The sequence below is a fragment of the Ottowia thiooxydans genome, assembly GCF_040548795.1.
GTDB lineage: Bacteria > Pseudomonadota > Gammaproteobacteria > Burkholderiales > Burkholderiaceae_C > Ottowia > Ottowia thiooxydans_A.
Genome location: NZ_JBEPSH010000004.1, coordinates 466,966 through 489,055 on the forward strand (window position 1 = coordinate 466,966; position 22,090 = coordinate 489,055).

Below are 22,090 nucleotides of genomic sequence, written 5' to 3' on the forward strand. Positions count from 1 at the left end.
GCCGAAGCGGCGTACAAGGCTTAGTCCAGCTTCAGGCCCATCTTGTTGGTCAGCTGACCGAAGCGGTCGATGTCGTCCCAGACAATCTTCTTGAAGGTGTCGGGCGAATCGTTGACCACCACATAGAGCAGTTGCGTCATCTTGTCCTTGATCTCCTTGCTCTGCACAATGGCGGAGATGTCGGCGTTCATTTTGTCAACGATGGCTTTGGGCGTTCCGGCTGGCGCGAGCAGACCGTGCCATTGGTCCAGCTCATAGCCGGGGTGGCCTTGTTCAGCGACGGTGGGCACGGCCGGCAAGAACGGTGAGCGGGCTTTGGACGTGACACCCAAGGCCCGTGCCTTGCCCGAGGTGATGTATTGCATGGCAGATGAGGCCGTCACGATGGCGGAGTTGACTTGCCCACCGAGCAGGTCGACCAGCGCCGGGCCGCAACCACGGTAGGGCACGTGCTGAAGCTTGACCTGGCTGTCTGCTGCGAGCATTTCACCGGCCAGATGCTGAGGCGTGCCGTTTCCGCAGGAGCCAAAGGTCACGTGACGGCCTGCTTTGGCTGCGGCCACCATCTCCTTGAGATTCTGGAAAGGTGAATCTGGTGGCACCAGAATAACGGACGGCACATAAGCCACGTTGATCACTGGCGAGAAATCAGCCTTGGGATCAAACGCCAGTTTTCGGAATACGCTGGGGTTCACGGCAAAGGAGCTGTTGACCATGAGCAGGGTGTAGCCATCTGCCGGGCTGCGTGCAACAGCTTGCGCACCGATGTTGCCACTCGCACCTGCGCGGTTCTCCACCACCACAGATTGCTTCCATACTTTCTGAAGTTCAGTGCCCAACAGCCGAGCGAGCAGGTCTGTTCCCCCTCCGGGCGGAAAGGTCACGATGATAGTGACCGGCTTCTCTGGGAACTCTGCCGCGACTGCGGGCATGAGCGGCACCGCTAACGCGGCCAGACAAGCGAACAAACGACGAATCGGCTTCATAAAAGAACCTCCTGCAATGCAGTAACGCGTGGGACAAACTATTGTTGACGACCTATTGACCGAGCACTGTGAAATAGCAACCACAAACCCCGTTCATGCTGAGCTGGCCGAAGCCCGAAAGGTGGTTTTCAGCTCAAACGACATTGGCCGCTTGTCGAAAACCATTTAGCCACAGCATGAAGAGTTCACTCATCGCAATGCAGGATCAATAACACGCCCTAATCAATACCGTGTGAAATACCACTGGCCTGCTCAGCCAGATGCGCTGCCGCTTCCAGGTCTGACGCAGCGCTGGCGTGAATGGTGTAGAGCACCTGTCCTTTTTCGACTTCCTCGCCCACTCCAGCAGCCAGATGGATGCCAGCAGCTTTGTCTGCGGGTGCACCAGCACGGCGCGCGACTTCACTGATGCGGGCGATATCGATACCCCGAACACGGCCATGCCCTTTTGCACGCACGAAATGTGCCAGAGCGGCTGGTTGAACAGGCTCCGCACGCCTGCCCTGAGCATCGACAATCTGTTCGAACTTCTGTAGCGCTGCTCCAGTGCGAAGAAGCTCTTCGGCGCGTGCGCGCCCTGCTTCATAGTGACCCAGTGCAGGGTCCCAGGCCAGAATATGGCCCGCAAAAGCCAGCGCCTTGGTTCGCAGATCTGCAGGAGCATCGGGTGCGTTACTCAGTACCTGCCGCACATCCTGCACTTCCAGCGCCGGGCCAATGCCGCGCCCGATGGGCGCAGTGCCATCCGTCGCGTGTGCCTGCACCACCAGACCCAGGGCTTGGCCCACGGTTTCAAAGAGCCGCGCCAGCTCGCTTGCTTCTGCCAAGGTCTTGAGCTTGGCCTGCGGTCCCCACGGGAGATCGACGATGACGTGGGTGGAGCCTGCGCTGAGTTTCTTGGAAAGAATGGAAGCCACTGACCAGCGATTGGAGTCAATGCCCAGCGGCCGTGTGATGTGGTTCATCACATCATCCAGCGCGGAATGATTGAGCCTGCCATTCCAGGCAATGCAGCCTCGCGTGCGTTGCACGGTCTCTCTTACCTCGGCCGCCGTGAGATCGACACGCGCCACTGCCTCCATGGCGTCCGCCGTGCCAGCGGCGGAGGTGATGGCGCGTGAGGACGTCTTGGGAATCATCAGCCCATGCGCGGCCACAATGGGGATCACGATCAAGGTAATGCGGCTGCCGGGAATGCCGCCCATCGAATGCTTGTCCACCACGATGGGCTCGTTCCAGTCAATGCGCGGCATGAACGAAGCGCGGACCCTGGCAAGTGCCACGACCTCGGCGTCGCTGAGCGAACGCGTCGCGGCCACCAGGAAGGCAGCGACTTCGCTGTCGGGGTAGCGGCCCTGCAAGATGTCCTCTAGCAGCAGGGCATATTGCGCCTCGCTGAGGGGGTTGCCCTTGATTTTCTCGCGCAAGGCCTGACGGCTTTCCGGTGCAGGGGTGCGCTTGATGCTGACACGTGTGCCAGGGGTCAATGCCAGCGATTCGAACGCATGAACCGAAAGGCCAATCTCGTCTGCTGCCAACGCTGGCCCCGCCTGTGTCACATGGACACTGGCGGTGATGCTGCGCGAGACGCCTTCGATGGAGATACGCCCCGGACCAAGGTAGTCGGCTGCGCCCACCACGCTGTCCTGGGGCAGGTAGGCCACACGTTCGCGCCAGGTGTCTATGGGATAAGGAACGACCCTCAGACTGCGCTGAGCGCTGTCGATGGATGTCAGCAGCTTCTCTACGCCTTCATCGATCGTGCCGTCGTTATGAATGTCAAACAGCTGCACGCCTTCCGGTACCGCCAGGCTGACCTCGCGTCCAAGGCGCTGTGCAACTTGCTCGCCAGCTTCACGCCCCCGGTCACGAATGCGGTCAGCCAACGCACCACGGTCCGCCGAGATATGCAACACCACCAGGCGCGGCACTTTGCCCGCCAGCTCCCCAATGACGCCGCGCGATCCATTGGCGATCACGTGGCGGCCACCTTGAAGCTCATTCGCCAAAGTGGAAGGCAGCCCATAACGCAAGCCATGGGCAGACCAGGTGATCAGGAATCGGCCAGCTTGCTCATCTTGTGCAAACTGTTGGTCGCTGGAAGCAGTATGCTGCTCACCGCCTGCATCAGCAGGCCGGGTGATCACCCGCGTGGCGAACACGTGGCGGCCACCTGCTGACAGAGCAGCACGTGCACCATCGATCAAGGTGTCCTTGCCTGCACCGCTGGGTCCGACCACCAGAAAGAAAATACCCGACGGGCCGGGCCGCATGCCTGACATGGCGGTTTCACTCACACCTTTGCAGACGGGGTTCAGGCGGCGTCCAGGCCGATATCGACCGCGGGCGCTGACTGATGCGTCTTGGAAGTGGAGATGTAGTCCACACCTGTTTCTGCAATGGGGCGAATGGTGTCCAGGCGAATGCCGCCGGAGGCTTCGAGCTTGATGCGGCCATTCACGATCTTGACGGCTTGCGCCATGTCCGCCACCGACATGTTGTCCAGCATGATGACATCGACCTGTGCAGCCAGCGCTTCTTCCACTTGCTCCAGCCGGTCGCATTCGATCTCCAGCTTGGTAAGTACGGGCAACTGGCGGCGTGCACGCTCGACGGCCTTGGCAATGCCTCCGCAGACCGCGATGTGGTTGTCTTTCACCATGACGCCGTTGTCCAGACCCAGGCGGTGGTTCAAGCCACCGCCGCAAGTGACGGCGTGCTTTTCAAGCATGCGCAAGCCGGGTGTCGTCTTGCGTGTGTCGATCAAGCGCGCAGTGGTGCCCTTGATGACCTCCACGTAGCGCGCGGTTTCCGTGGCGATACCGCTCATGCGCTGGATGATGTTGAGCGATGTGCGCTCGGCGGTCAACAAACTGCGGGCGCTGCCGCTGACCTCCAGCAGCCGGGTGCCTTTGTCCACGACCTGGCCATCGCGCACCAGGGTCTTGACCTGCACATCTGCGTCATAGCGTCGAAAAACGCGCGCTGCGACGTCCACGCCAGCCACCACGATGGACTCGCGTGCATTCATCTGGAAGAAGGCTGTTTCATCTGCTTCGATCATCAGCTGCGCCGTGAGGTCGCAATAGCCGATGTCTTCGGTCAGCCACATATCGATCAGGCGATCAACTTGAAAAGTGTCGTACATGAAAGCTCCTGGGTATTGAAAATGCTTGGCCGTCGCCAGCCCAGGATCTTGATGCATTCACTTGAAATTGCACCATGCGTGGGCTGACATGTATTGTTTTTCTATTCATGGAGTACATACTTCATGAAAGTTAGCTCATCTTAAGAGTCCACTCCGTTGCAGTCAATCCGGGATCGCAAAGTAATGGCCCGTGTTTTCCCTAAAATCATTCGAACCCTCACTACTGTTCATTCCGTTCGGGCTGAGCTTGTCGAAGCTTTGCGCAAGGCTTCGACAAGCTCAGCCCGAACGGCGAGGGGGTCTCAACAGGACGGGCAATTGCATCAGTCTCACGGCTCACTGATGACCAGAGACGACCTGAGGAACATCGGTCGCTGGCGGCGTGTTGCGGCTGCGTCCACAGCGCACGAGGCCGTCGATCATCACCATCCCGACTCCAGGCAGGTCACCCAGTTGCACGCTCTCCAGCAGCGTCTGGCCGGAGGTGTGTTGAGCACGATCCATGAAGACGAAATCTGCAGCGCGGCCCACCTCGATCAGTCCGCAGTTGAGATTGCGCATGCGCGCGGTGTTGCCTGTGGCAAAGCAGAACACAAGCTCTGCGGGAATGTCAGCCATGGAAGAGATCAGCGAGATCATGCGCAAGATGCCCAGAGGCTGAACACCTGAACCGGCAGGCCCGTCAGTGCCCAGCAGTACACGGTGCGGACACTTCAATTCGATGGCTGCGCGAGCCGCACCAATGGCCACTTTCTCATTACCGTTGTGCACGATCTCAATGCCGCGCGTGCTTTGCTCGCACAGGTCACACACGTGCTTCAGAGGCAGCGAGGTGTGTCCGCCATTGATGTGGCCAATGATGTCAGCATCCGCTTCCAGCACGGTCTCTTTGTCGATATAGCCCGAGCCGGGCACCGAAGGACCGCCCGTGTGAATGGTGCTTTGTATGCCGTACTTGCGTGCCCAGGCCACCATCTCCTTGGCTTCGTACCCTGCCTTGACCGAGCCCAGGCCAATCTCGCCCAGCAAGCTGACGCCCGCTTCCGCCAGCTCCTTGAAGTCGCTTTCGACCATGCCTTTTTCAATCACGGGTGCGCCGGCGAGGACCTTCACACCACCGGGTCTGAACGCGTCAAACGCTCTTTGCGCGGTGATGGCCAAAGCCTTCAGTCCCACGATGTCTTTGGGACGACCAGGGTAGTGGACTTCGCCTGCCGAGATCATGGTGGTCACGCCGCCGTTCATGCTGGATTCGATCCAGTTCAGCTGGCTTTGGCGCGGGGTCCAGTCACCGGCTACAGGGTGCACGTGGCTATCGATCAGGCCTGGTGCGAGGGCGGTTTTTCGAACGTCTATGGTGGTCTTGGCATCGGCGGTGTCGCAGTCTTTGAACTTGCCTACGGCGGTGATGATGCCGTCGTTGACGACGATGGTGTCGGCGTCAAGGATGGGTTGGTCGATGTCGCCTGAGAGAAGCAGGCCGATGTTCTTGATGACTACTTTGCCGGATTTTTCGCCGGCTGCTATGTCTGCCATGGGGAGTTCCTGTTTTTGTGTATTGGTGGGATGGGGTGGGGTTGGTCAAGCGGAGCTTGAGACTGATAGGGAGTTCTGTTTTAGCTCCCTCTCCCGCATGCGGGAGAGGGTGGGGGGGGCCGGCCATCCGGTGAGGGCAAACGGCGCTCGATTAAGCGCTCCGGTTCCAAATTGCCTTCTGCTCTTCTCTTCAGGTCGGAGGCCGGGATGTGCGCCCGGCAGCGCACCTACTCTTTTTTGCTCCGCCAAAATAGAGTAGGCAGAAAAAAGGCGGCCCCACTGTCCGCGTCCCTCCGCTTCGCTCCGGGCAACCTGTGGTGCTCGGGCAAGGGGCGGTGCGGCAGAACTCTCTTCGTTCGCTTCGCTCTCTACGTTCAAACAGCTGCCGCAAGCTAGTTCACGAAGCAAGAGCATCTTGCAGTGCTCTTGCCCGCCCCTGGCCCTGCGCTCCTCGGCACGGCCAAAGGGGTGGGGAGCCCAATTCGGGCCATTGCTGCGCTCGGCCTTCGAATAGTTAGTCTTTCCCATCTGTGGGAAAGATAAGTTGGAAGCCTTGAACGGGCTGAGGTCAGGGCGTCGCACGGACTATCCGCAAGACGGAGTCGATGACGAATTCTTCCCAACGCTTGAGGGCCGCTGGTGTGTCTATGGCTTCACCGAGGAATGCACCTAAGGTATAGCGGTTCGAGGTGTGGAAGTAGCCTGCAGCGGCGATCAAAAGATAGAGCTGCCTCGCATCGATGCCCGGGCGTATAAGGCCCCGCTCCACACCACCGGCCAGCAGGCGGGCTGTGACTGTGACGGCGTGGTGGGAGTACTCACGTGCTCTGCTCGACTTGGCGATGTGGCTGCCCTTGTGAAGGTTCTCAGTGTTGAGCAAAGTCACGAACTCCGGGTGATCGCGGTAGTAGCGCGTCACAAACAGGATCAACTCCGCCAGTGCTTCCAGAGGTTTTGCTTCATCCAGCGCGAGCTTGCTTTCCGCCTCGTCCATGCGGCGGTAGATGTCTTCCAGCACAGCAATGAAAAGACCTTCCTTGCTACCAAAATAATAGTAGATCATGCGATCTACCGACTTGGCAGCGCTGGATATCTTCTCTACGCTGCCACCGGCATAGCCATACTTGGCAAACACCTTGGTGGCAGCGCGCAAGATTGCTTCGCGTGTGGCTTCTGCGGCGGCGGCACGTGAGCCGGTACGCCGCTGTGGTTTGGCAATGCCGCGCGCCAGTGCCACTGCAGGTGCAGGTGCGGCTTCGGCCACTTTCTGATGGGTGCGCGCGGGCTTTTTTGTCATGTTTCGCGTGTTATTTCTCTACGAATGCGCGCTCCACCACGTAGTCGCCAGGCGTGGTGGTGTTGCCTTCATGAAAGCCGCGTTGCTCAAGAATGATCTTCATGTCCGAGAGCAGCACCGGGCTGCCACACAACATGACGCGGTCTTCTGCGGGGTTCAGCGGGGGCAGGCCCAGGTCGTCCGTGAGCTTGTTGCTGCTGATGAGGTCCGTGATGCGGCCCTGGTTCTTGAAGGGCTCACGGGTCACTGTTGGGTAGTACTTGAGCTGCTCGCTCACCAGTTCGCCCAGAAGCTCATGGTGGGGAAGCTCTTGCGTGATGAAGTCGTGATAGGCCAGCTCGTTCACTTGCCGCACGCCGTGCACCAGAATAACCTGCTCGAATTTTTCATACGTTTCCGGATCGCGAATGACGCTCAAAAACGGTGCAACGCCCGTGCCGGTACCGAACAGATACAGGCGCTTGCCGGGCAGGGTGTAGTCGATCAGCAATGTGCCGGTGGGCTTACGGCCTACGATGATCTCATCACCGACCCGGATGTGCTGCAGCCGGCTGGTGAGCGGGCCGTCTTCGACCTTGATGCTAAGAAACTCAAGGTGCTCTTCATAGTTGGCGCTCACCACACTGTAGGCGCGCAGCAGGGGCTTGTCATTGACCTTGAGGCCGATCATGGTGAAGTGGCCGTTGGAAAACCGCAGCGCGGGGTCCCGGGTGGTGGTGAAAGAGAAGAGGCGGTCCGTCCAGTGGTGGACCGTTAGAACGCGCTCTGTATGCATTGAACTCATGATGCCATTGCCTGGATAGTTTGAAACCATGGCTCGGTGTTTTCGACCTTCTGGAAAACACCGAGACGAAAACTGGGTCTATAAGGTATATTTATCTTTCATGTGGTAATTACTACATGAACATGGAGCAGATGCTACACAACTCGCACATCCGAGACAAGCGTTTTGCACTCCACTAGGGAAAACGTTGACGAGCAGGGTCCCATACGATGACAGAACATACCAAAACAGACGGCCTGCCGGCGATGGATATACCGTTGCCGCCGGAACTGGGTGCCAAGGCGCCGCCGCGCAACGAGCGCATGGCCGTGGGCAAGGTCGAGTGCAACGCCTGCCCTGTACTCTGCCAGATCGCAGAAGGCCGCTCGGGCGCATGTGACCGCTATGCCAACCAGGCAGGCGCCCTGGTGCGGGTGGATCCGGTCGTGCTGCTGCGTCGGACCTTGAACGAAGGACAGACGGCCTTGGTGCCCTTTGCGCGCGAGGTTCAGGGCGACGCCCAAGAGGCCACCGGTGGCACATCGGCTGTTGCATCGACTGCTTCCTCCGCAGACTGGGACGGCGATCTGCTGCGTTCGGGCGAGGTGTTCGTTACGGGCGTGGGCGCTTCCACCACTTATCCAGACTACAAGCCCGCGCCCTTCATCGTGGGCTCCAAGGTCGATGGTGTGGACATGGTCACCGTGGTCACGGAAGGCATCTTCAGCTACTGCAGCTTCAAGGTGAAGATCGACACAGACCGCTTCCTGGGATCTGAGCAAGCCAATGTGCGCTATAAGGGCGAGACCGTGGGACATGTCACCACGGCTGAATATGGCTCCCAGATGCTCTCGCTGGGTGGCGTGCACCACCTGACCGGGGGCAGCAAGAAGGAAGGCCGCATGGCGCTGGAAATCATGCAGCACCTGGGCAACAAGCAGGCCGTGGAATGCACCATTGACGGCGGAGCAAGCCTTGTCATTCAGGCAGGCAAGGCGCCCATCGTCGGCGGTGTGGAAGAGCAGCGCATGCGCGTGGGATGCGGCTCTGCGGCGGTGGGAATTTTTGCGCGGCAGCTCTATGGGCATGCTGATGAGGTGGTGGTGGTGGATGACCACATCACGGGCGTGCTGAGTGAACACCAGGCGGGACGCTGTCTGGGCATGCCGTCTTCAGGCATTCAGATGCGCGGACGCAAATCCACACCGGGGCGCTACTTTCAGGTAGCCAATCCGGGCACAGGCTGGGGCGGTACGGACATTGCAGATCCGCTTTCCATCATTGAAGGGTGGGAACCTGGCGTGGCGCGGCCCGGCCTGCGCCTGTTGATGACCTCCACCACTGGAGAGCACGCGCAGTGGTATGTGCTCAATGATGCGTTACAGCCCGTGGAAGAGGACATGCCCGCCGTTATACGGCGCGTGGTCGAGCGCATTGGTGAGAACTGCGAGCCTTCTCTGTGCAGCGTGCTGTTCCTGGGTGGCGCGGGCGGAAGCTTGCGGGCGGGTGTGACCGAAAACCCTGTGCTGCTCACCCGTGCCATCAAGCGCGCACTGGTCAACGTGACCTGCGGCGGTGCGCCTGCGTATGTCTGGCCGGGCGGTGGTATTACTGTGATGGCGGATGTGCTGCGCATGCCCGACAACAGCTTCGGGACCGTGCCCACACCGGCCATCGTGGCGCCCATTGAATTTTCCATGCGGCTCGATGATTTTGGCGCGCTAGGCGGGCACGTGGACTATGTCATGCCGCTGGAGAAGGCGCTTGCGCGTGGCGCGTGGCAAGACGAGGGTGCTCCACTAGCCCGGCAGTGGTTGCGCAACCCGGCTGAAAACATCTGGCCTCTGGGACAGCCACCGATGCTGGGCTAAGGTTTGAGATTTTCAGCCAGGGCACTTTCATGAACGCTGAGCGACAACGTCTCGACGCCCATCGCTGGCATTGGCAGCACGGCCCGATCGATATCGTGGCCGAGGCGCATGGGGCGGCTGATGCGGTCGCGGCGGCGCATGAGGCGGCATGGGAGCGGTTTCACGGTGGGGAGCTTAGGCACGGTGTACTCACAGAACTGGTTGGCGAACTGCCTCTCCTGCGCCAACCCGTCACCAGTGCCACCTGCCCACTGCACGGCCCTATCGCCCAGCGCATGTGGCGTGCCTGCACCCTCTTCCTTCCAGAATTCATCACCCCCATGGCGGCGGTCGCAGGCAGTGTGGCGCAGGAATTGATCGCCTGCTACCAGCAACCAGGTATCGAACGCGCCTGGCTCAACAACGGCGGTGATATTGCGCTGCACCTGGCGCCCGGGCAGTCAGTGCGAGTGGGCTTGTTCAGCGATCTGGCTCGCTTTGATCTCGCGGACATGGGGCGCCTATCCACCGATGGCCGCTTCGAAATCCGTCACACAGACCCGGTGCGCGGGGTGGCCACCAGCGGTTGGCGTGGGCGCAGTTTTTCCATGGGCATCGCCGACAGCGTGACCGTTCTGGCCGCCACGGCGGCGCAAGCCGATGCCGCCGCCAGCATCATTGCCAATGCCGTGAATGTGAATGACGCCGCAATCCAGCGCCAAAGCGCCAACACCCTCAAAGACGATACCGACCTGGGCGAGCGCCTGGTAACTACTTTGGTACCACCTCTGCACCCCAATCAGGTGCAGCGCGCCCTGGATGCGGGCGAGGCCCGGGCCCGTGCACTGCAGCAGGCAGGCCTGGTCTGGGCTGTGCTCATGGTTTGTCAGGAGCAGTGGCGCCACGTAGAACCTATATCCTTGTTGCCAGAGACTCAGAAGGTCGCTGGCGCGGTCCTTGCTTGATTTATGAAGGAAGTTTTGTTCCCATGATTGATATTCGCCGCATCTTCACGCAAGTGGAAGACATCCGCCACGAATTCGGCCCTCCGCCGCCGGAGCCGCTGATTCGCGGCGCCATTGGCGTGGTGCTCACCAATCCTTTTGCCGGGCGCTACGAAGCCGACATTCTGCCCATGATGACGGCGTTGGAGCCTTTGGGCCTGGACATGGCGCAGCGCCTGCTGGCCGCGATGGACGTGCCACGCGAGCGCGTTGCTACCTACGGCAAAGGCGCCATTGTGGGCGGTGCGGGTGAACTGGAGCACGGTGCGCTCTGGCACGTCCCGGGAGGCTACGCCATGCGTGAGTTGCTGGGCTGGAAGGGCGATCGCGCAGCGTACAAGGCGGGCAAAGGAGAGGCCAAGACCGGTCAGCCCGGCAATGCGCTTTCTATCGTGCCATCTACCAAGAAGGTGGGACCACCCGGCGCGGCGTTGGATGTTCCGCTGACCAACATCAATGCCAGCTACGTCCGTGGGCAGTTTGATGCCATTGAAGTGCGGGTGCCTGGCTCCCCTGCTGCGGATGAAATCGTCTTCATCCTGGCCATGTCCACCGGCTACCGCATCCATGCACGAGTCGGTGGCCTGCTGGCCGAGAACATCAGTGTCTGGGACGGCCTGCGCTGACAGCGTCGCCGCACCTGCTCCAACCCATCAAGGAATTCAAGAATATGTCCGCCAACATCCGCAAGATCATTGTTCAGATAGATGAAACCCGTCAGGAGATGGGGCAATCCATCAATCCGCCCACACGCCGCGCGGTGGCGATGGCAGTTATCGCCAACCCCTATGCAGGCCGTTACAGCGAGAACCTGGATGAGCTCATCGCCATTGGTGAAGAACTCGGCGCACTGCTGGGTCAGAAGGCTGTGAAAGCCTTAGGCATTGCACCCGGTGAAGCGCAAAGCTACGGCAAAGCCGCCATCGTTGGTGAGGCCGGTGAGTTGGAACACGCTGCAGCCATTCTCCATCCCAAGCTGGGTGCGCCTTTGCGTACAGCGGTGGAGAAGGGCGCGGCATTGGTGCCATCTGCCAAGAAGCGTGGCACCCTGGGTACCGCCATCGATGTGCCATTGGGCCACAAGGATGCCGCCTTCGTGCGCAGCCATTTTGATGCGGTGGAAGCGCGTGTGAGCGATGCGCCACGCGCCAATGAAATCGTGGTGGCAGTGGCGGTCACGGATTCCGGCCGGCCACTGCCGCGTATTGGTGGCTTGCAAGCCCATGAGATCAAGGGTGAAGATGGGCTGCGCTGAGGCGCCTTTGCCTCTCCGACGAGCGGGAGACGGCACCAGGCCCTCGCGCCAGCGACTATCTATTCGAGGGCCGAGCGAAGCAATGGCCCGGGTGGGCATCCCACCCCTTTGGCCGTGCCGAGGAGCGCAGGGCCAAAGGCGGGCGGTGGCACCGCAGGATGCCATTGCTTCGTGCTCTAGCTTGCGGCAGCTGTTTGAGCAGAGAGAGCGAAGCGAACGCCGCGAGTTCTGCCGCACCGCCTTTGGCGCGAGCACCACAGGTTGCCCGCAGCGAAGCGCAGGGACACGGACAGTGGGGCCGCCTTTTCTTGCGCCAGGTTCTTTTGGCGGACCAAAAGAAGGTGGCTGCGCTGCCGGGCGCACTCCCCGGCCTCCGACCTCAATGCAAGAGCAGAGATTAATTTGTGAACGCAGCGATCAATCAACCGCTGCTTGCCCTCACCGGATGGCCAGCCCCCCCACCCCTCTCCCAAAGGGAGAGGGAGTAAAGCGACGCACATTCTCCAGTTCTGGGCGCCGACTCAGCGGGTGGGAGAGAGCGCAACACGGGTCTTTATCCAGAACATTGTCGTAAGCTCGCCTCGTTCCCTTCCTCACTCAAGGACTTTAGCCATGACCACACGTCGTCTCGCCCTCATCACTCCGGTGGCTCTGGCCACCCTGCTCGCTGCTGGGGCCTCCTGGGCGCAGAGCACCTACAAGATTGGGGAGCTCAACAGCTACAAGGCGCAACCGGCATTCCTGGACCCCTATAAAAAGGGTATGGAGCTTGCCGTGGATGAAATCAACGCTGCTGGCGGCATCAACGGCAGAAAGCTTGAGCTAATCACGCGAGACGACAACGCCAACCCAGGTGATGCGGTGCGGGTGGCGGAAGAGCTGATCTCCCGCGAGAAGGTCGATGTGCTCAGTGGCACCTTCCTCTCCAACACAGGCATGGCCGTGGCGGACTTTGCCAAACAAAAGAAAGTGTTCTTCCTGGCTGGCGAACCTCTGACGGACAAGTTGACCTGGCAAGGTGGCAATGAATACACCTTCCGTCTGCGCCCAGGAACCTACATGCAAGCCGCCATGCTGGTGCCGGAAGCGGTCAAGCTGAAGAAAAAACGCTGGGCGCTGATCTACCCCAACTACGAGTACGGTCAGTCGGCAGTCGCCGCCTTCAAGACGCTGCTGAAGGCCGCTCAGCCCGATGTGGAGTTCGTTGCCGAGCAGGCCCCACCCCTTGGCAAGGTAGATGCTGGCAGCGTGGTCCAAGCGCTGGCAGATGCCAAGCCCGACGCCATCTTCAACGTGCTGTTTGCCGCCGACCTCTCCAGATTCGTGCGTGAAGGCAATACCCGCGGCCTGTTCAAGGACCGCCCGGTGGTAAGCGTGCTGACTGGCGAGCCGGAGTACCTGGACGCACTGAAAGACGAAACGCCCAACGGCTGGATCGTGACCGGCTACCCTTGGCAGAACATCCAGACCGCCGAGCACAAGGCTTTCCTGCAGGCCTATCAGAACAAGTTCAAGGACTATCCCCGCCTGGGCAGCGTGGTGGGCTACGCCATGATCAAGTCGGCTGCAGCGGGCTTGAAAAAAGCCGGCAGCAGCGACACCACCAAGATGATTGCGGCCTTCAAGGGCCTGCAGGTGGACACGCCTTTCGGCAAGATCACCTACCGGCCTGAAGACCACCAGTCGACCATGGGCGCCTTCGTGGGAAAAACCAAGAATGACAACGGCAAAGGCGTGATGGTGGACTACACCTATTTCGACGGTGCCAAGTTCCAGCCCACAGCCGAAGAGGTGAAGAAGTCGCGTTCTGCGCCTTGATGGTTTGATGACGCGCTGACAGCCCATCTAGGCTCATACGCCGAAGATGCGCTGCGGACCCTCACCCCAACCCTCTCCCGCAGGCGGGAGAGGGAGTTAAACCAGACCCTAGGGATTGCATGAGTTTTTCGGGCCTCATTGTTCAGTTGCTCAATGGACTGGCCAGCGCCTCCTCGCTGTTTCTGGTGGCGGCTGGTCTGTCGTTGATTTTCGGGGTCACGCGCATTGTCAATTTTGCGCATGGCTCGTTCTTCATGCTGGGCACTTATCTGGCCTACACGCTGGTCGACAAGCTGGGAGCCAGTGTGGGTTTCTGGCCCGCTCTGGTGCTGGCAGCGCTTGCTGTCGGCTTGTTGGGAGCGTTCATTGAATTTGTATTGCTGCGGCGCATCTACAAGGCGCCGGAGCTGTTTCAACTGCTGGCAACCTTCGCACTGGTGCTGGTCATCAAAGATGCGGTGCTGTGGTTGTGGGGCCCCGATGAGTTGCTTGGGCCCCGTGCGCCAGGCCTGCGCGGTTCAGTGGAGATTTTGGGCCGGCAGTTTCCCTCTTATGACCTGTTCCTGATCGTCGTCGGCCCCCTGGTCCTGGGAGCCGTCTGGATGCTGCTCACACGCACCCGCTTCGGCACCCTGGTGCGCGCGGCCACCCAAGACCGTGAGATGGTCAGTGCGCTGGGCGTGAATCAAGCCTGGCTGTTCACAGCCGTGTTTGCGCTGGGCGCTGCGCTTGCGGGCCTGGGCGGTGCGCTTCAGTTGCCGCGCGAACCCGCCCACCTCGAAATGGACCTGAACACCATTGGTGCGGCGTTCGTGGTCGTCGTGGTAGGTGGCATGGGATCGCTGCCGGGTGCCTACCTGGCAGCGCTGCTCATCTCGCTCATCAAGGCAGTGTGCATCTGGATGGGCGCTGTGAGCGTGCTGGGCTACCCCATCAATTTTTCAAAGGCCACGCTGGTGGTGGATTTTCTGGTCATGGCCACCGTGCTTATCTGGCGACCATGGGGCCTACTGGGGCGCCCGCAAGCGCCCAGCCGCCACGTGGGCGAGCCAGAGGCGCCACTGCGGCGTTCGGGCATGGCCTACAAGCTGGCAGTGGGTGCTTTGTTGCTGGTGCTGATCGCGCTGCCTTTCTTCGCCCGCTCTTCCTACACCACCGTGCTGGCGACTGACCTCCTGATTGCCGCCCTGTTTGCGACCAGCTTGCACTTCATCATGGGCCCTGGAGGCATGCACTCCTTCGGCCACGCCGCTTACTTCGGTATAGGTGCGTATGGTGCGGGCCTGTTGATGAAGGCGGCCGGCTTGCCCATGGAGGCTGCGCTGGTGGGTGGTCCATTGGTCGCGGCCATAGGCGCTGTTGCATTCGGTTGGTTCTCTGTGCGGCTTTCAGGTGTGTACCTGGCCATGCTCACACTCGCCCTGGCACAAATTGCCTGGGCCATCACTTTCCAGTGGGACAGTTTCACGGGAGGCAGCAATGGCCTCACGGGCGTCTGGCCAGCGGCCTGGCTGACGGACAAGAGCAACTACTACTGGCTGGCCTTGGCACTCGTCGCACTGGGCACTTGGTGGCTCAGGCGCGTTCTCTTCTCACCCTTTGGCTATGCGCTGCGCGCGGGCCGCGATTCAGTGCTGCGCGCTGATGCGATTGGCATCAACGTGGACCGCGTGCAGTGGGTCGCCTTCATTGTGGCGGGACTCATGGCGGGCTTGGCGGGTTCCTTGTTTGCTTTCTCCAAAGGCAGCATCTCTCCTGAGTCCATGGCGGTAGGCAAATCCATTGACGGCCTGGTCATGGTGCTTCTGGGCGGGCTGCACACACTGGCAGGCCCGGTCGTGGGGGCAGTCAGCTTCACCTGGTTGCAAGATGCGGTGGCGCGCAACACCGACTATTGGCGTGCCTTGTTGGGGGGCATCATATTGATGCTGGTGCTCCTGTTTCCTGACGGCATTGCGGGCGGTATTCACAAGCTGTCGAAGCGCTGGAAGAAGCCCGAGCAGGAGGCCAAGCCATGAGTCTTCTCACCGTAAAGGACCTTGGCAAATCGTTCGGCGGCGTCAAGGCCGTCGATGGCATCAGCTTCGAGCTGGCCGCGGGCGAGCTGCTGGCGCTGATTGGGCCCAATGGCGCAGGCAAGTCCACCACCTTCAATATGGTCAATGGCCAGCTCAAGGCAGACCGCGGCTCCATTTCACTGGATGGGCAGGAGCTCATAGGCCAAAAGCCACGCAGCATCTGGCGTCTGGGCGTGGGGCGCACGTTTCAGATCGCAGAGACATTTCAGTCGCTCAGCGTGGTGGAGAACGTGCAGATGGCCTTGCTCTCCCACGATCAGAAAATCTACGCCATGTGGCGCCGCGCCGCGGATTACAGGCGACAAGACGCGCTGGCTCTGCTGGACCAGGTGGGCATGCTGGCCCAGGCAGACCGGCCTTGCAGCGAATTGGCTTATGGCGACGTCAAACGCGTGGAGTTGTCCATTGCCATGGCCAACAGCCCCAAGCTGCTGCTCATGGACGAGCCCACGGCAGGCATGGCACCCCGCGAGCGCAACGCCCTGATGGCTCTGACCAAGAAGCTGGTGACCGAGCGCGGCATGGCCGTGCTGTTTACCGAGCACAGCATGGACGTGGTGTTCGCTTACGCGGACCGCATGATTGTGCTCGCGAGAGGGCGTCTGATTGCCGCTGGCAAACCCCTGGAAATTCGCGACCACCCTAAAGTCCAGGAGGTGTATTTCGGCAGTGGTAAAACTTTTGAAAAAGCCGGCACGAAGCTGGGAGGCGCATAAATGGCGGGCACGAACGAACCCCTGTTGACCGTCAGCCAGCTGCGCGCCTGGTATGCCGCCGCTGAGATTCTCTTTGATGTGGATCTGGAGGTGCGCCGCGGCGAGGTAGTGGCATTGATGGGCCGCAATGGTGCGGGTAAATCCACCACGCTGAAGTCCATCATGGGCATGGTGCCCAAGCGGCGCGGCACGGTGCGCTTCATGGGTCATGACCTGTCTCGCGCCGAGCCTTTCACCAGCGCCCGCCTGGGCCTGGGTTATGTGCCTGAAGACCGGCGCGTGTTCACAGATCTGACCGTGCTGGAAAACCTGGAAGTAGGCAAGCAGCCCGCACGTGCCTGGCCAGACGGCAGTCCAGCGCCGCAGTGGACGCACGAGCGTCTGTTCAAGCTCTTCCCCAATCTGGGCGAGATGCCGCTGCGTCCTAGTGGCCAGATGAGTGGCGGCGAGCAACAGATGCTGACCGTGGCGCGCACGCTCATGGGTAACCCCTACCTGGTGCTGCTGGATGAACCCAGCGAGGGCGTGGCGCCCGTGATCGTGGAACAGATGGCGCAGATGATTCTTGAGCTGAAAGCGCAAGGCGTGAGCATTCTTTTATCCGAGCAGAACATGCACTTCGCGGAGCTTGTTTCCGACCGCGCCTACGTACTGGAGAAAGGGCAAATTCGTTTCACCGGCTCCATGGCTGAACTCGCCGCCAACGAAGAAGTCCGGCGGGCTTATCTCAGCGTTTGACAATGTCCAGAATTTCAACGTCTGGCCAGCATGGCGCCCTTTCTATTCGGGATAGGGCAGGGATTGCCGGCGAACAGGCAAGGGCTGACGGCATACGCCAGGTAGCGCATCGTGTCTTGCCATCTCAGCAGAATGCCCTAACCCCATCCAAAAACTTCTATACAGCCGCCAAGCCCTGCAAGCTCACCCCCTGGGACCGCCGAGCTCCTGCTCGGCATTTGGGCTTGTACATGCACTGCGGTGCCGAGCAGCAGCTCGGTGGTCCCGGCGGGCACGTTCTCCAGGGCCTGGAGCTCCAACCAGGTGCGCCTGCACCAGTAGCTTCCATAGGGAAGCTTGAATCCAATGCCTGACCTTGCCCTCACCGTCAACCAGCGACCCCTCGTGCTGGATGTTCCGCACGAAGCCTCGCTACTGCACATCCTGCGCAACGACCTCGGCCTGAACGGCCCCAAGTACGGTTGCGGCCTCGGCTCTTGTGGTGCTTGCACCGTGCACGTTGATGGCGTTGCAGCAAGAGCTTGCGTAATCCCTGCGCATGGCGTGGCCGGCAGAAGCATCACCACGCTTGAAGGCTTGGGATCACGAGAGAACTGGCACCCCGTGCAAGCGGCATTTGAAGAATGCCAGGCCGCCCAATGCGGCTACTGCTTGAACGGCATGGTGATGCAAACGGCTGCACTTCTGCAACGCGAGGCTCATCCAGACGAGGCTCGCATTCGCTCCGAACTTTCCGGCAACCTGTGCCGCTGTGGCACGCACGTGGAGATCATGGCCGCGGTGATGCTGGCAGCTAAGAAAGGGTTGAACCCCGGGCCTTGAAATACCCCACTAGCTCCAACACCGTTTAGTTAAGGGACTATTCCCCCCGCCCGTTCGGGCTGAGCTTGTCGAAGCCATGCGCTGTACCGCCCCTCTTCGAAGAGCTCACGACGAACGGACTTGACCAAACCGCATGCCCTGACTTCACCCAACGCTCAACGCTGTATCGCCCACAACTCAATGTCCCGCCGCGCTGACCTTCCCCGTACCCGTTCTGACATCCTGACCGCTGAAGGCGTGCTGGCTATCGTGCGTGAACCGCCTGCGCCTCCAGCACCTGCGCCGGGACAACCAACCGCAGTCAGCGCCAACCCGCTCGAAGGCGATGAAGTGCTGCTAGCGCTGTGGGACGATGGAAGCGTCACAGGCCTTAGCGGACACGTGGATCTGGGCACCGGCCTGCAAACTGCCCTGGCGCAGATCGTGGCCGAAGAACTGGACCTGACACTGGCTTGCGTCAGCATGGCGCTTGGTGATACTGCGCGCACGCCTAACCAGGGTGCCACGATAGCCAGCGCCTCCATACAGATTCACGCAGTGCCCTTGCGCCAGGCGGCAGCCCAGGCCCGAGCCTGGCTGCTGGTCAAAGGGGCCGAGTGGCTCGGCGTGGCAGTAGAGGAAGTCGAGACACGCTTGGGTGTGGTTCGCCTGCGCTCTGAACATCAGACCCATGTGGCCTACGGAAAGTTGCTGGCCGGCCAGCGTACGGTGCTGCGCCTCGACCCTCAGGTCGCGCTGAAAGACCCCGCCAGCTATCGGCTCGTCGGTACGCGCCAACCGCGTGTAGACATCCCCGCCAAGCTTTCAGGTGAGACCGTATTCGTGCACGACATGCGTGTGCCTGGCATGCTGCATGGCCGCGTGGTTCGACCGCCGTACGCAGGGGCCGATCACGGCGACTACATCGGCAACACGCTGGAGTCGGTCGATGAGAGCAGCATCGCCCACATTCCTGGCATACGAGCAGTGGTCGTGCTGCGCGATTTTGTAGGTGTGGTGGCCGAGCGCGAGGAGCATGCAGAAGCCGCCGCGCGTGAACTCATCGTCCGCTGGAAACCATGGCCAGGCATGCCCGACATGGGCGATGTGGAGAACGCGCTGCGCACCAACCCCGCCACCCAGCGCCTGCTGCTGGATGACGGCGACGTGGATGCCGCGCTGGCCAACGGACAAGGCCTGAAGCGCACCTATTTGTGGCCGTATCAAATGCATGCGTCCATTGGCCCATCTTGTGCGTTAGCGCAATGGCAGCCCGATGAGCAGGCAGGCGAGGACCATGGTGCGGCAACGGGCGTGTCTTTAAGAGTCTGGGCCGGCACACAGAACCCCCATGTGCTTCGCGCCGATCTGGCCACGCTGATGGACCTGCAGGACGTACAGGTGGACGTGGTCCGCATGGAGGCCGCTGGTTGCTACGGCCGCAACGGTGCCGACGACGTGGCCGCAGACGCTGCTCTGCTGGCACGCGCGGCAGGCGCCCCCGTGCGTGTGCAGCTCACGCGCGCGCAAGAGCACGCCTGGGAACCCAAAGGCGCGGCCCAGCTCATGGAGGCGCGGGGTGGCTTGACGCCCGAAGGCGCCATCGCGGCTTACGATTTCGAGACCAGCTACCCCAGCAATGGCGCCCCCACCCTGGCACTGCTACTCACGCGCGCGGTAGAGCCCACCGCACGCGCATTCGAGATGGGTGACCGCACGGCCCGCTGGCCCTATGAAGCCCCCAACCTGCGCGTCAAAGTCAACGACATGCCGCCCATCGTGCGCGCATCATGGTTGCGCGGCGTGTCGGCGCTCCCCAGCTCGTTTGCGCATGAGAGCTTCGTGGACGAACTCGCTGCGCAGGCGGGTCAGGACCCGGTGGCTTTCCGCATGAAGCATCTACCCGATCCACGTGCGGCAGAGCTGGTACAGGCCACAGCAGACAAGGCGGGCTGGCGCACTCGAACCGGTCCGCAGGAAAACGCCGACGGCGGGCTAGGCCAAGGGGGTGACATTCTCTTTGGCCAAGGCTTTGCTTATGCGCGCTACATCCACAGCAAGTGGCCTGGCTTTGGCGCCGCGTGGTCTGCCTGGGTAGCCGATGTCGAAGTGAACCGCAAAACCGGTGAGGTGCATGTGCGCCGCGTGGTCGTTGGGCACGATGCCGGCATGCTGATCAACCCGTCCGGCGTTGATCATCAGGTGCACGGCAATGTGATCCAGACCACCAGCCGGGCGCTCAAGGAGAAGGTGAGCTTCGCCCCGCATGGCGGCCGCGAGCAACAGGCCACGCAAACCGCATTGGCTGGCGTTCGCCCCGCAGGGTCGGTGCAAAGCATGGAGTGGGGCAGCTACCCCATTCTCAATTTCCGCGAAGTCCCCGTCATTGACGTGCTGCACATGCCACGCCCCGGTGAGGCACCGCTGGGCTCGGGTGAATCGTCCAGCGTGCCGGGCACAGCCGCCATTGCCAACGCCATTTTCGACGCCACGGGTGTCCGCTTTCGTGCGCCGCCTTTCACGCCAGAGGTCGTGCTGGCCGGGTTGCAAGCTGCGGGTGCTTTGGCGCCGCCTGACGCAGGTAAGGGCGTTCCACCGCCGCCTGCCGTGGGAGTGGGCGGTGGCGGCAGCGAAGATGGTGCGAGAGGCAACTTATCGGCCGCACACCCAGCAGCCGCAGAAGACACCAGCAGCGCCATCCCATGGCCCAGGCGCAAGAGCGTTTGGGCGACAGCTGGTGCGCTACTAGTCGGCGGGTTCGGTGTGCTCGCAGGCCTGGTGGGATGGCGCCCCGCCATTGCACCCATCCAACTGACGACCTCGGTCTACAGCACCGAAACCATAGAGCGCGGCCGCCTGCTGGCCGCTGCGGGTGACTGCTTCGTCTGCCACACTGCCCCAGGTGGGGTACGCGGTGCAGGCGGCCTGCCCATGCACACGCCCTTCGGCACGGTGTTCAGCACCAACCTCACACCTGATGCGGAAACAGGCCTGGGCCGCTGGAGCTTCTCGGCGTTTCAGCGCGCCATGCGTGAAGGCCTCTCGCGGGACGGAAGCCACCTCTACCCGGCGTTCCCGTACACCGCCTTTGCCAAGACCAGTGATGATGATCTTCAGGCCTTGTATGCCTATCTGATGAGCCAGCCTGCCGTGCGCGCAGAAGCGCCCGCCGCAGACATGCGTTTTCCTTTCAACCTGCGCCCGCTCATGGCCGGTTGGAACGCAATCAATCTGGACTCCAAGCCTTATCAGGCGGACCCCACGCAAAGCCTCGAATGGAACCGAGGCGCCTACCTGGTGCAAGGCCTTGGGCACTGCGGCGCCTGCCATACACCACGCGATGCCACCGGCGCCGAGCGGACGGGAAAATCCTTTCTCTCCGGCGCCATGATTGACGGCTGGGAGGCGCCTGCTCTCACCGGTCTGTCCAAAGCAGCGGTCCCGTGGGATGCACAGGCGCTCTACCGCTATTTGCGCCAAGGACATTCACCGCGCCATGGCTCAGCCGGTGGGCCCATGGCGGAAGTGGTCCGCGAAATGCAGGCCCTGCCGAATGAAGACATTCAGGCCATGGCAACCTACCTCGCTTCTCTCAATCCCACCGTGGCCGACCCCGCCACGTTGGCTGCCGCCGCCCAGCAGGTCGTGACCCAGGCAGCCCTTGGACAGGGCGCGCTGCTGGGCCCTGCCCAACGCACCTTCGAAACGGCCTGTGCCGCCTGCCATCACGATGGAGACGGCCCCACTGTGCTCGGCCAAAATCGCCCCCTGGCCCTCAGCAGCAAGCTGACAAGCGACCGCCCTGACAACCTGATTCAAACCATCCTCCAAGGTGTTCGCGATCCCGCCACGCGTGAGATCGGCTTCATGCAGGGCTTTGGCGACGTGTTTTCGGATGCACAGATCGCCGAGCTGGCCACCTATCTGCGTGCACGCTATGCGCCAAACTCGCCTCCGTGGGTGGATTTGCAAGCGCAGGTGGCCAGGGTGCGGCAGGGGCCGTAAGCGGCCGCAGGTGGCCGCAGGTGGCCACCAGATAAGTGGCCCCACTGAGACGGAAGTCCACGCGAGGTTGACCTTCTGGACTCCTCCTACACGCG

At 61.5% G+C, this 22,090-nt stretch carries 16 protein-coding genes; 10 read left to right on the top strand and 6 right to left on the bottom strand.

Going from position 1 to position 22,090, the window contains the following annotated elements; all coding sequences use genetic code 11:
• Positions 1-20: 20 nt before the first annotated feature.
• From ABIE13_RS11680 to ABIE13_RS11705, 6 genes are all read right to left on the bottom strand, one after another.
• Positions 21-986 carry a Bug family tripartite tricarboxylate transporter substrate binding protein gene (locus tag ABIE13_RS11680; RefSeq protein WP_354443518.1) on the bottom strand — a complete coding sequence of 322 codons (966 nt, stop codon included), beginning with the start codon at positions 984-986 and terminating at the stop codon, positions 21-23.
• Between the two features lie 218 nt (positions 987-1,204).
• Entirely contained in the window at positions 1,205-3,283 is a 2,079-nt protein-coding gene (gene phnN, locus ABIE13_RS11685; RefSeq protein ID WP_354443520.1) for a phosphonate metabolism protein/1,5-bisphosphokinase (PRPP-forming) PhnN, read from the bottom strand.
• 17 nt (positions 3,284-3,300) lie between these two features.
• Positions 3,301-4,134, bottom strand: a complete 834-nt coding sequence (nadC, locus tag ABIE13_RS11690; RefSeq protein ID WP_354443522.1) for a carboxylating nicotinate-nucleotide diphosphorylase — start codon at positions 4,132-4,134, stop codon at positions 3,301-3,303.
• Between the two features lie 336 nt (positions 4,135-4,470).
• Positions 4,471-5,670 (bottom strand): amidohydrolase family protein, encoded by a 1,200-nt coding sequence (locus ABIE13_RS11695; RefSeq protein WP_354443524.1) that lies wholly within the window; start codon positions 5,668-5,670, stop codon positions 4,471-4,473.
• 568 nt (positions 5,671-6,238) lie between these two features.
• Positions 6,239-6,967 (bottom strand): TetR/AcrR family transcriptional regulator, encoded by a 729-nt coding sequence (locus tag ABIE13_RS11700; RefSeq protein ID WP_354443526.1) that lies wholly within the window; start codon positions 6,965-6,967, stop codon positions 6,239-6,241.
• A gap of 10 nt (positions 6,968-6,977) precedes the next feature.
• Positions 6,978-7,751, bottom strand: a complete 774-nt coding sequence (locus ABIE13_RS11705; protein WP_354443528.1) for a ferredoxin--NADP reductase — start codon at positions 7,749-7,751, stop codon at positions 6,978-6,980.
• A 209-nt stretch (positions 7,752-7,960) separates the two neighbouring features.
• On the opposite strand from ABIE13_RS11705, the gene ABIE13_RS11710 reads away from it, so the two are divergent.
• The 10 genes from ABIE13_RS11710 to ABIE13_RS11755 all read left to right on the top strand — a co-directional run bounded on the left by ABIE13_RS11710 (position 7,961) and on the right by ABIE13_RS11755 (position 21,995).
• A complete protein-coding gene (locus ABIE13_RS11710; RefSeq protein ID WP_354443530.1) occupies positions 7,961-9,601 on the top strand; it encodes a 6-hydroxynicotinate reductase in 1,641 nt (546 codons plus the stop codon).
• A 29-nt stretch (positions 9,602-9,630) separates the two neighbouring features.
• Positions 9,631-10,545: a UPF0280 family protein gene (locus tag ABIE13_RS11715; protein ID WP_354443532.1), complete on the top strand. Its 915-nt coding sequence runs from the start codon at positions 9,631-9,633 to the stop codon at positions 10,543-10,545.
• 23 nt (positions 10,546-10,568) lie between these two features.
• Positions 10,569-11,210, top strand: coding sequence for an amino acid synthesis family protein (locus tag ABIE13_RS11720; RefSeq protein ID WP_354443534.1), 642 nt, complete (start codon positions 10,569-10,571; stop codon positions 11,208-11,210).
• Positions 11,211-11,254: 44 nt separating this feature from the next.
• On the top strand, positions 11,255-11,839 hold the full coding sequence (locus tag ABIE13_RS11725; protein ID WP_354443536.1) for an amino acid synthesis family protein: 585 nt from the start codon (positions 11,255-11,257) through the stop codon (positions 11,837-11,839).
• Between the two features lie 612 nt (positions 11,840-12,451).
• The gene (locus ABIE13_RS11730) at positions 12,452-13,657 is read left to right on the top strand and encodes an ABC transporter substrate-binding protein (RefSeq protein ID WP_354443538.1); all 1,206 of its coding nucleotides are present in this window, start codon (positions 12,452-12,454) and stop codon (positions 13,655-13,657) included.
• 119 nt (positions 13,658-13,776) lie between these two features.
• The gene (locus ABIE13_RS11735; RefSeq protein WP_354443540.1) at positions 13,777-15,675 is read left to right on the top strand and encodes an ABC transporter permease; all 1,899 of its coding nucleotides are present in this window, start codon (positions 13,777-13,779) and stop codon (positions 15,673-15,675) included.
• The gene (locus ABIE13_RS11740; protein WP_354443542.1) at positions 15,672-16,451 is read left to right on the top strand and encodes an ABC transporter ATP-binding protein; all 780 of its coding nucleotides are present in this window, start codon (positions 15,672-15,674) and stop codon (positions 16,449-16,451) included. Before ABIE13_RS11735 ends, ABIE13_RS11740 begins: the two co-directional genes overlap by 4 nt.
• Entirely contained in the window at positions 16,452-17,189 is a 738-nt protein-coding gene (locus ABIE13_RS11745) for an ABC transporter ATP-binding protein (protein ID WP_354443544.1), read from the top strand.
• A gap of 345 nt (positions 17,190-17,534) precedes the next feature.
• The gene (locus ABIE13_RS11750; protein ID WP_354443546.1) at positions 17,535-18,011 is read left to right on the top strand and encodes a (2Fe-2S)-binding protein; all 477 of its coding nucleotides are present in this window, start codon (positions 17,535-17,537) and stop codon (positions 18,009-18,011) included.
• Between the two features lie 180 nt (positions 18,012-18,191).
• Positions 18,192-21,995 carry a molybdopterin cofactor-binding domain-containing protein gene (locus ABIE13_RS11755; protein ID WP_354443548.1) on the top strand — a complete coding sequence of 1,268 codons (3,804 nt, stop codon included), beginning with the start codon at positions 18,192-18,194 and terminating at the stop codon, positions 21,993-21,995.
• The last annotated feature ends 95 nt before the right edge of the window (positions 21,996-22,090 follow it).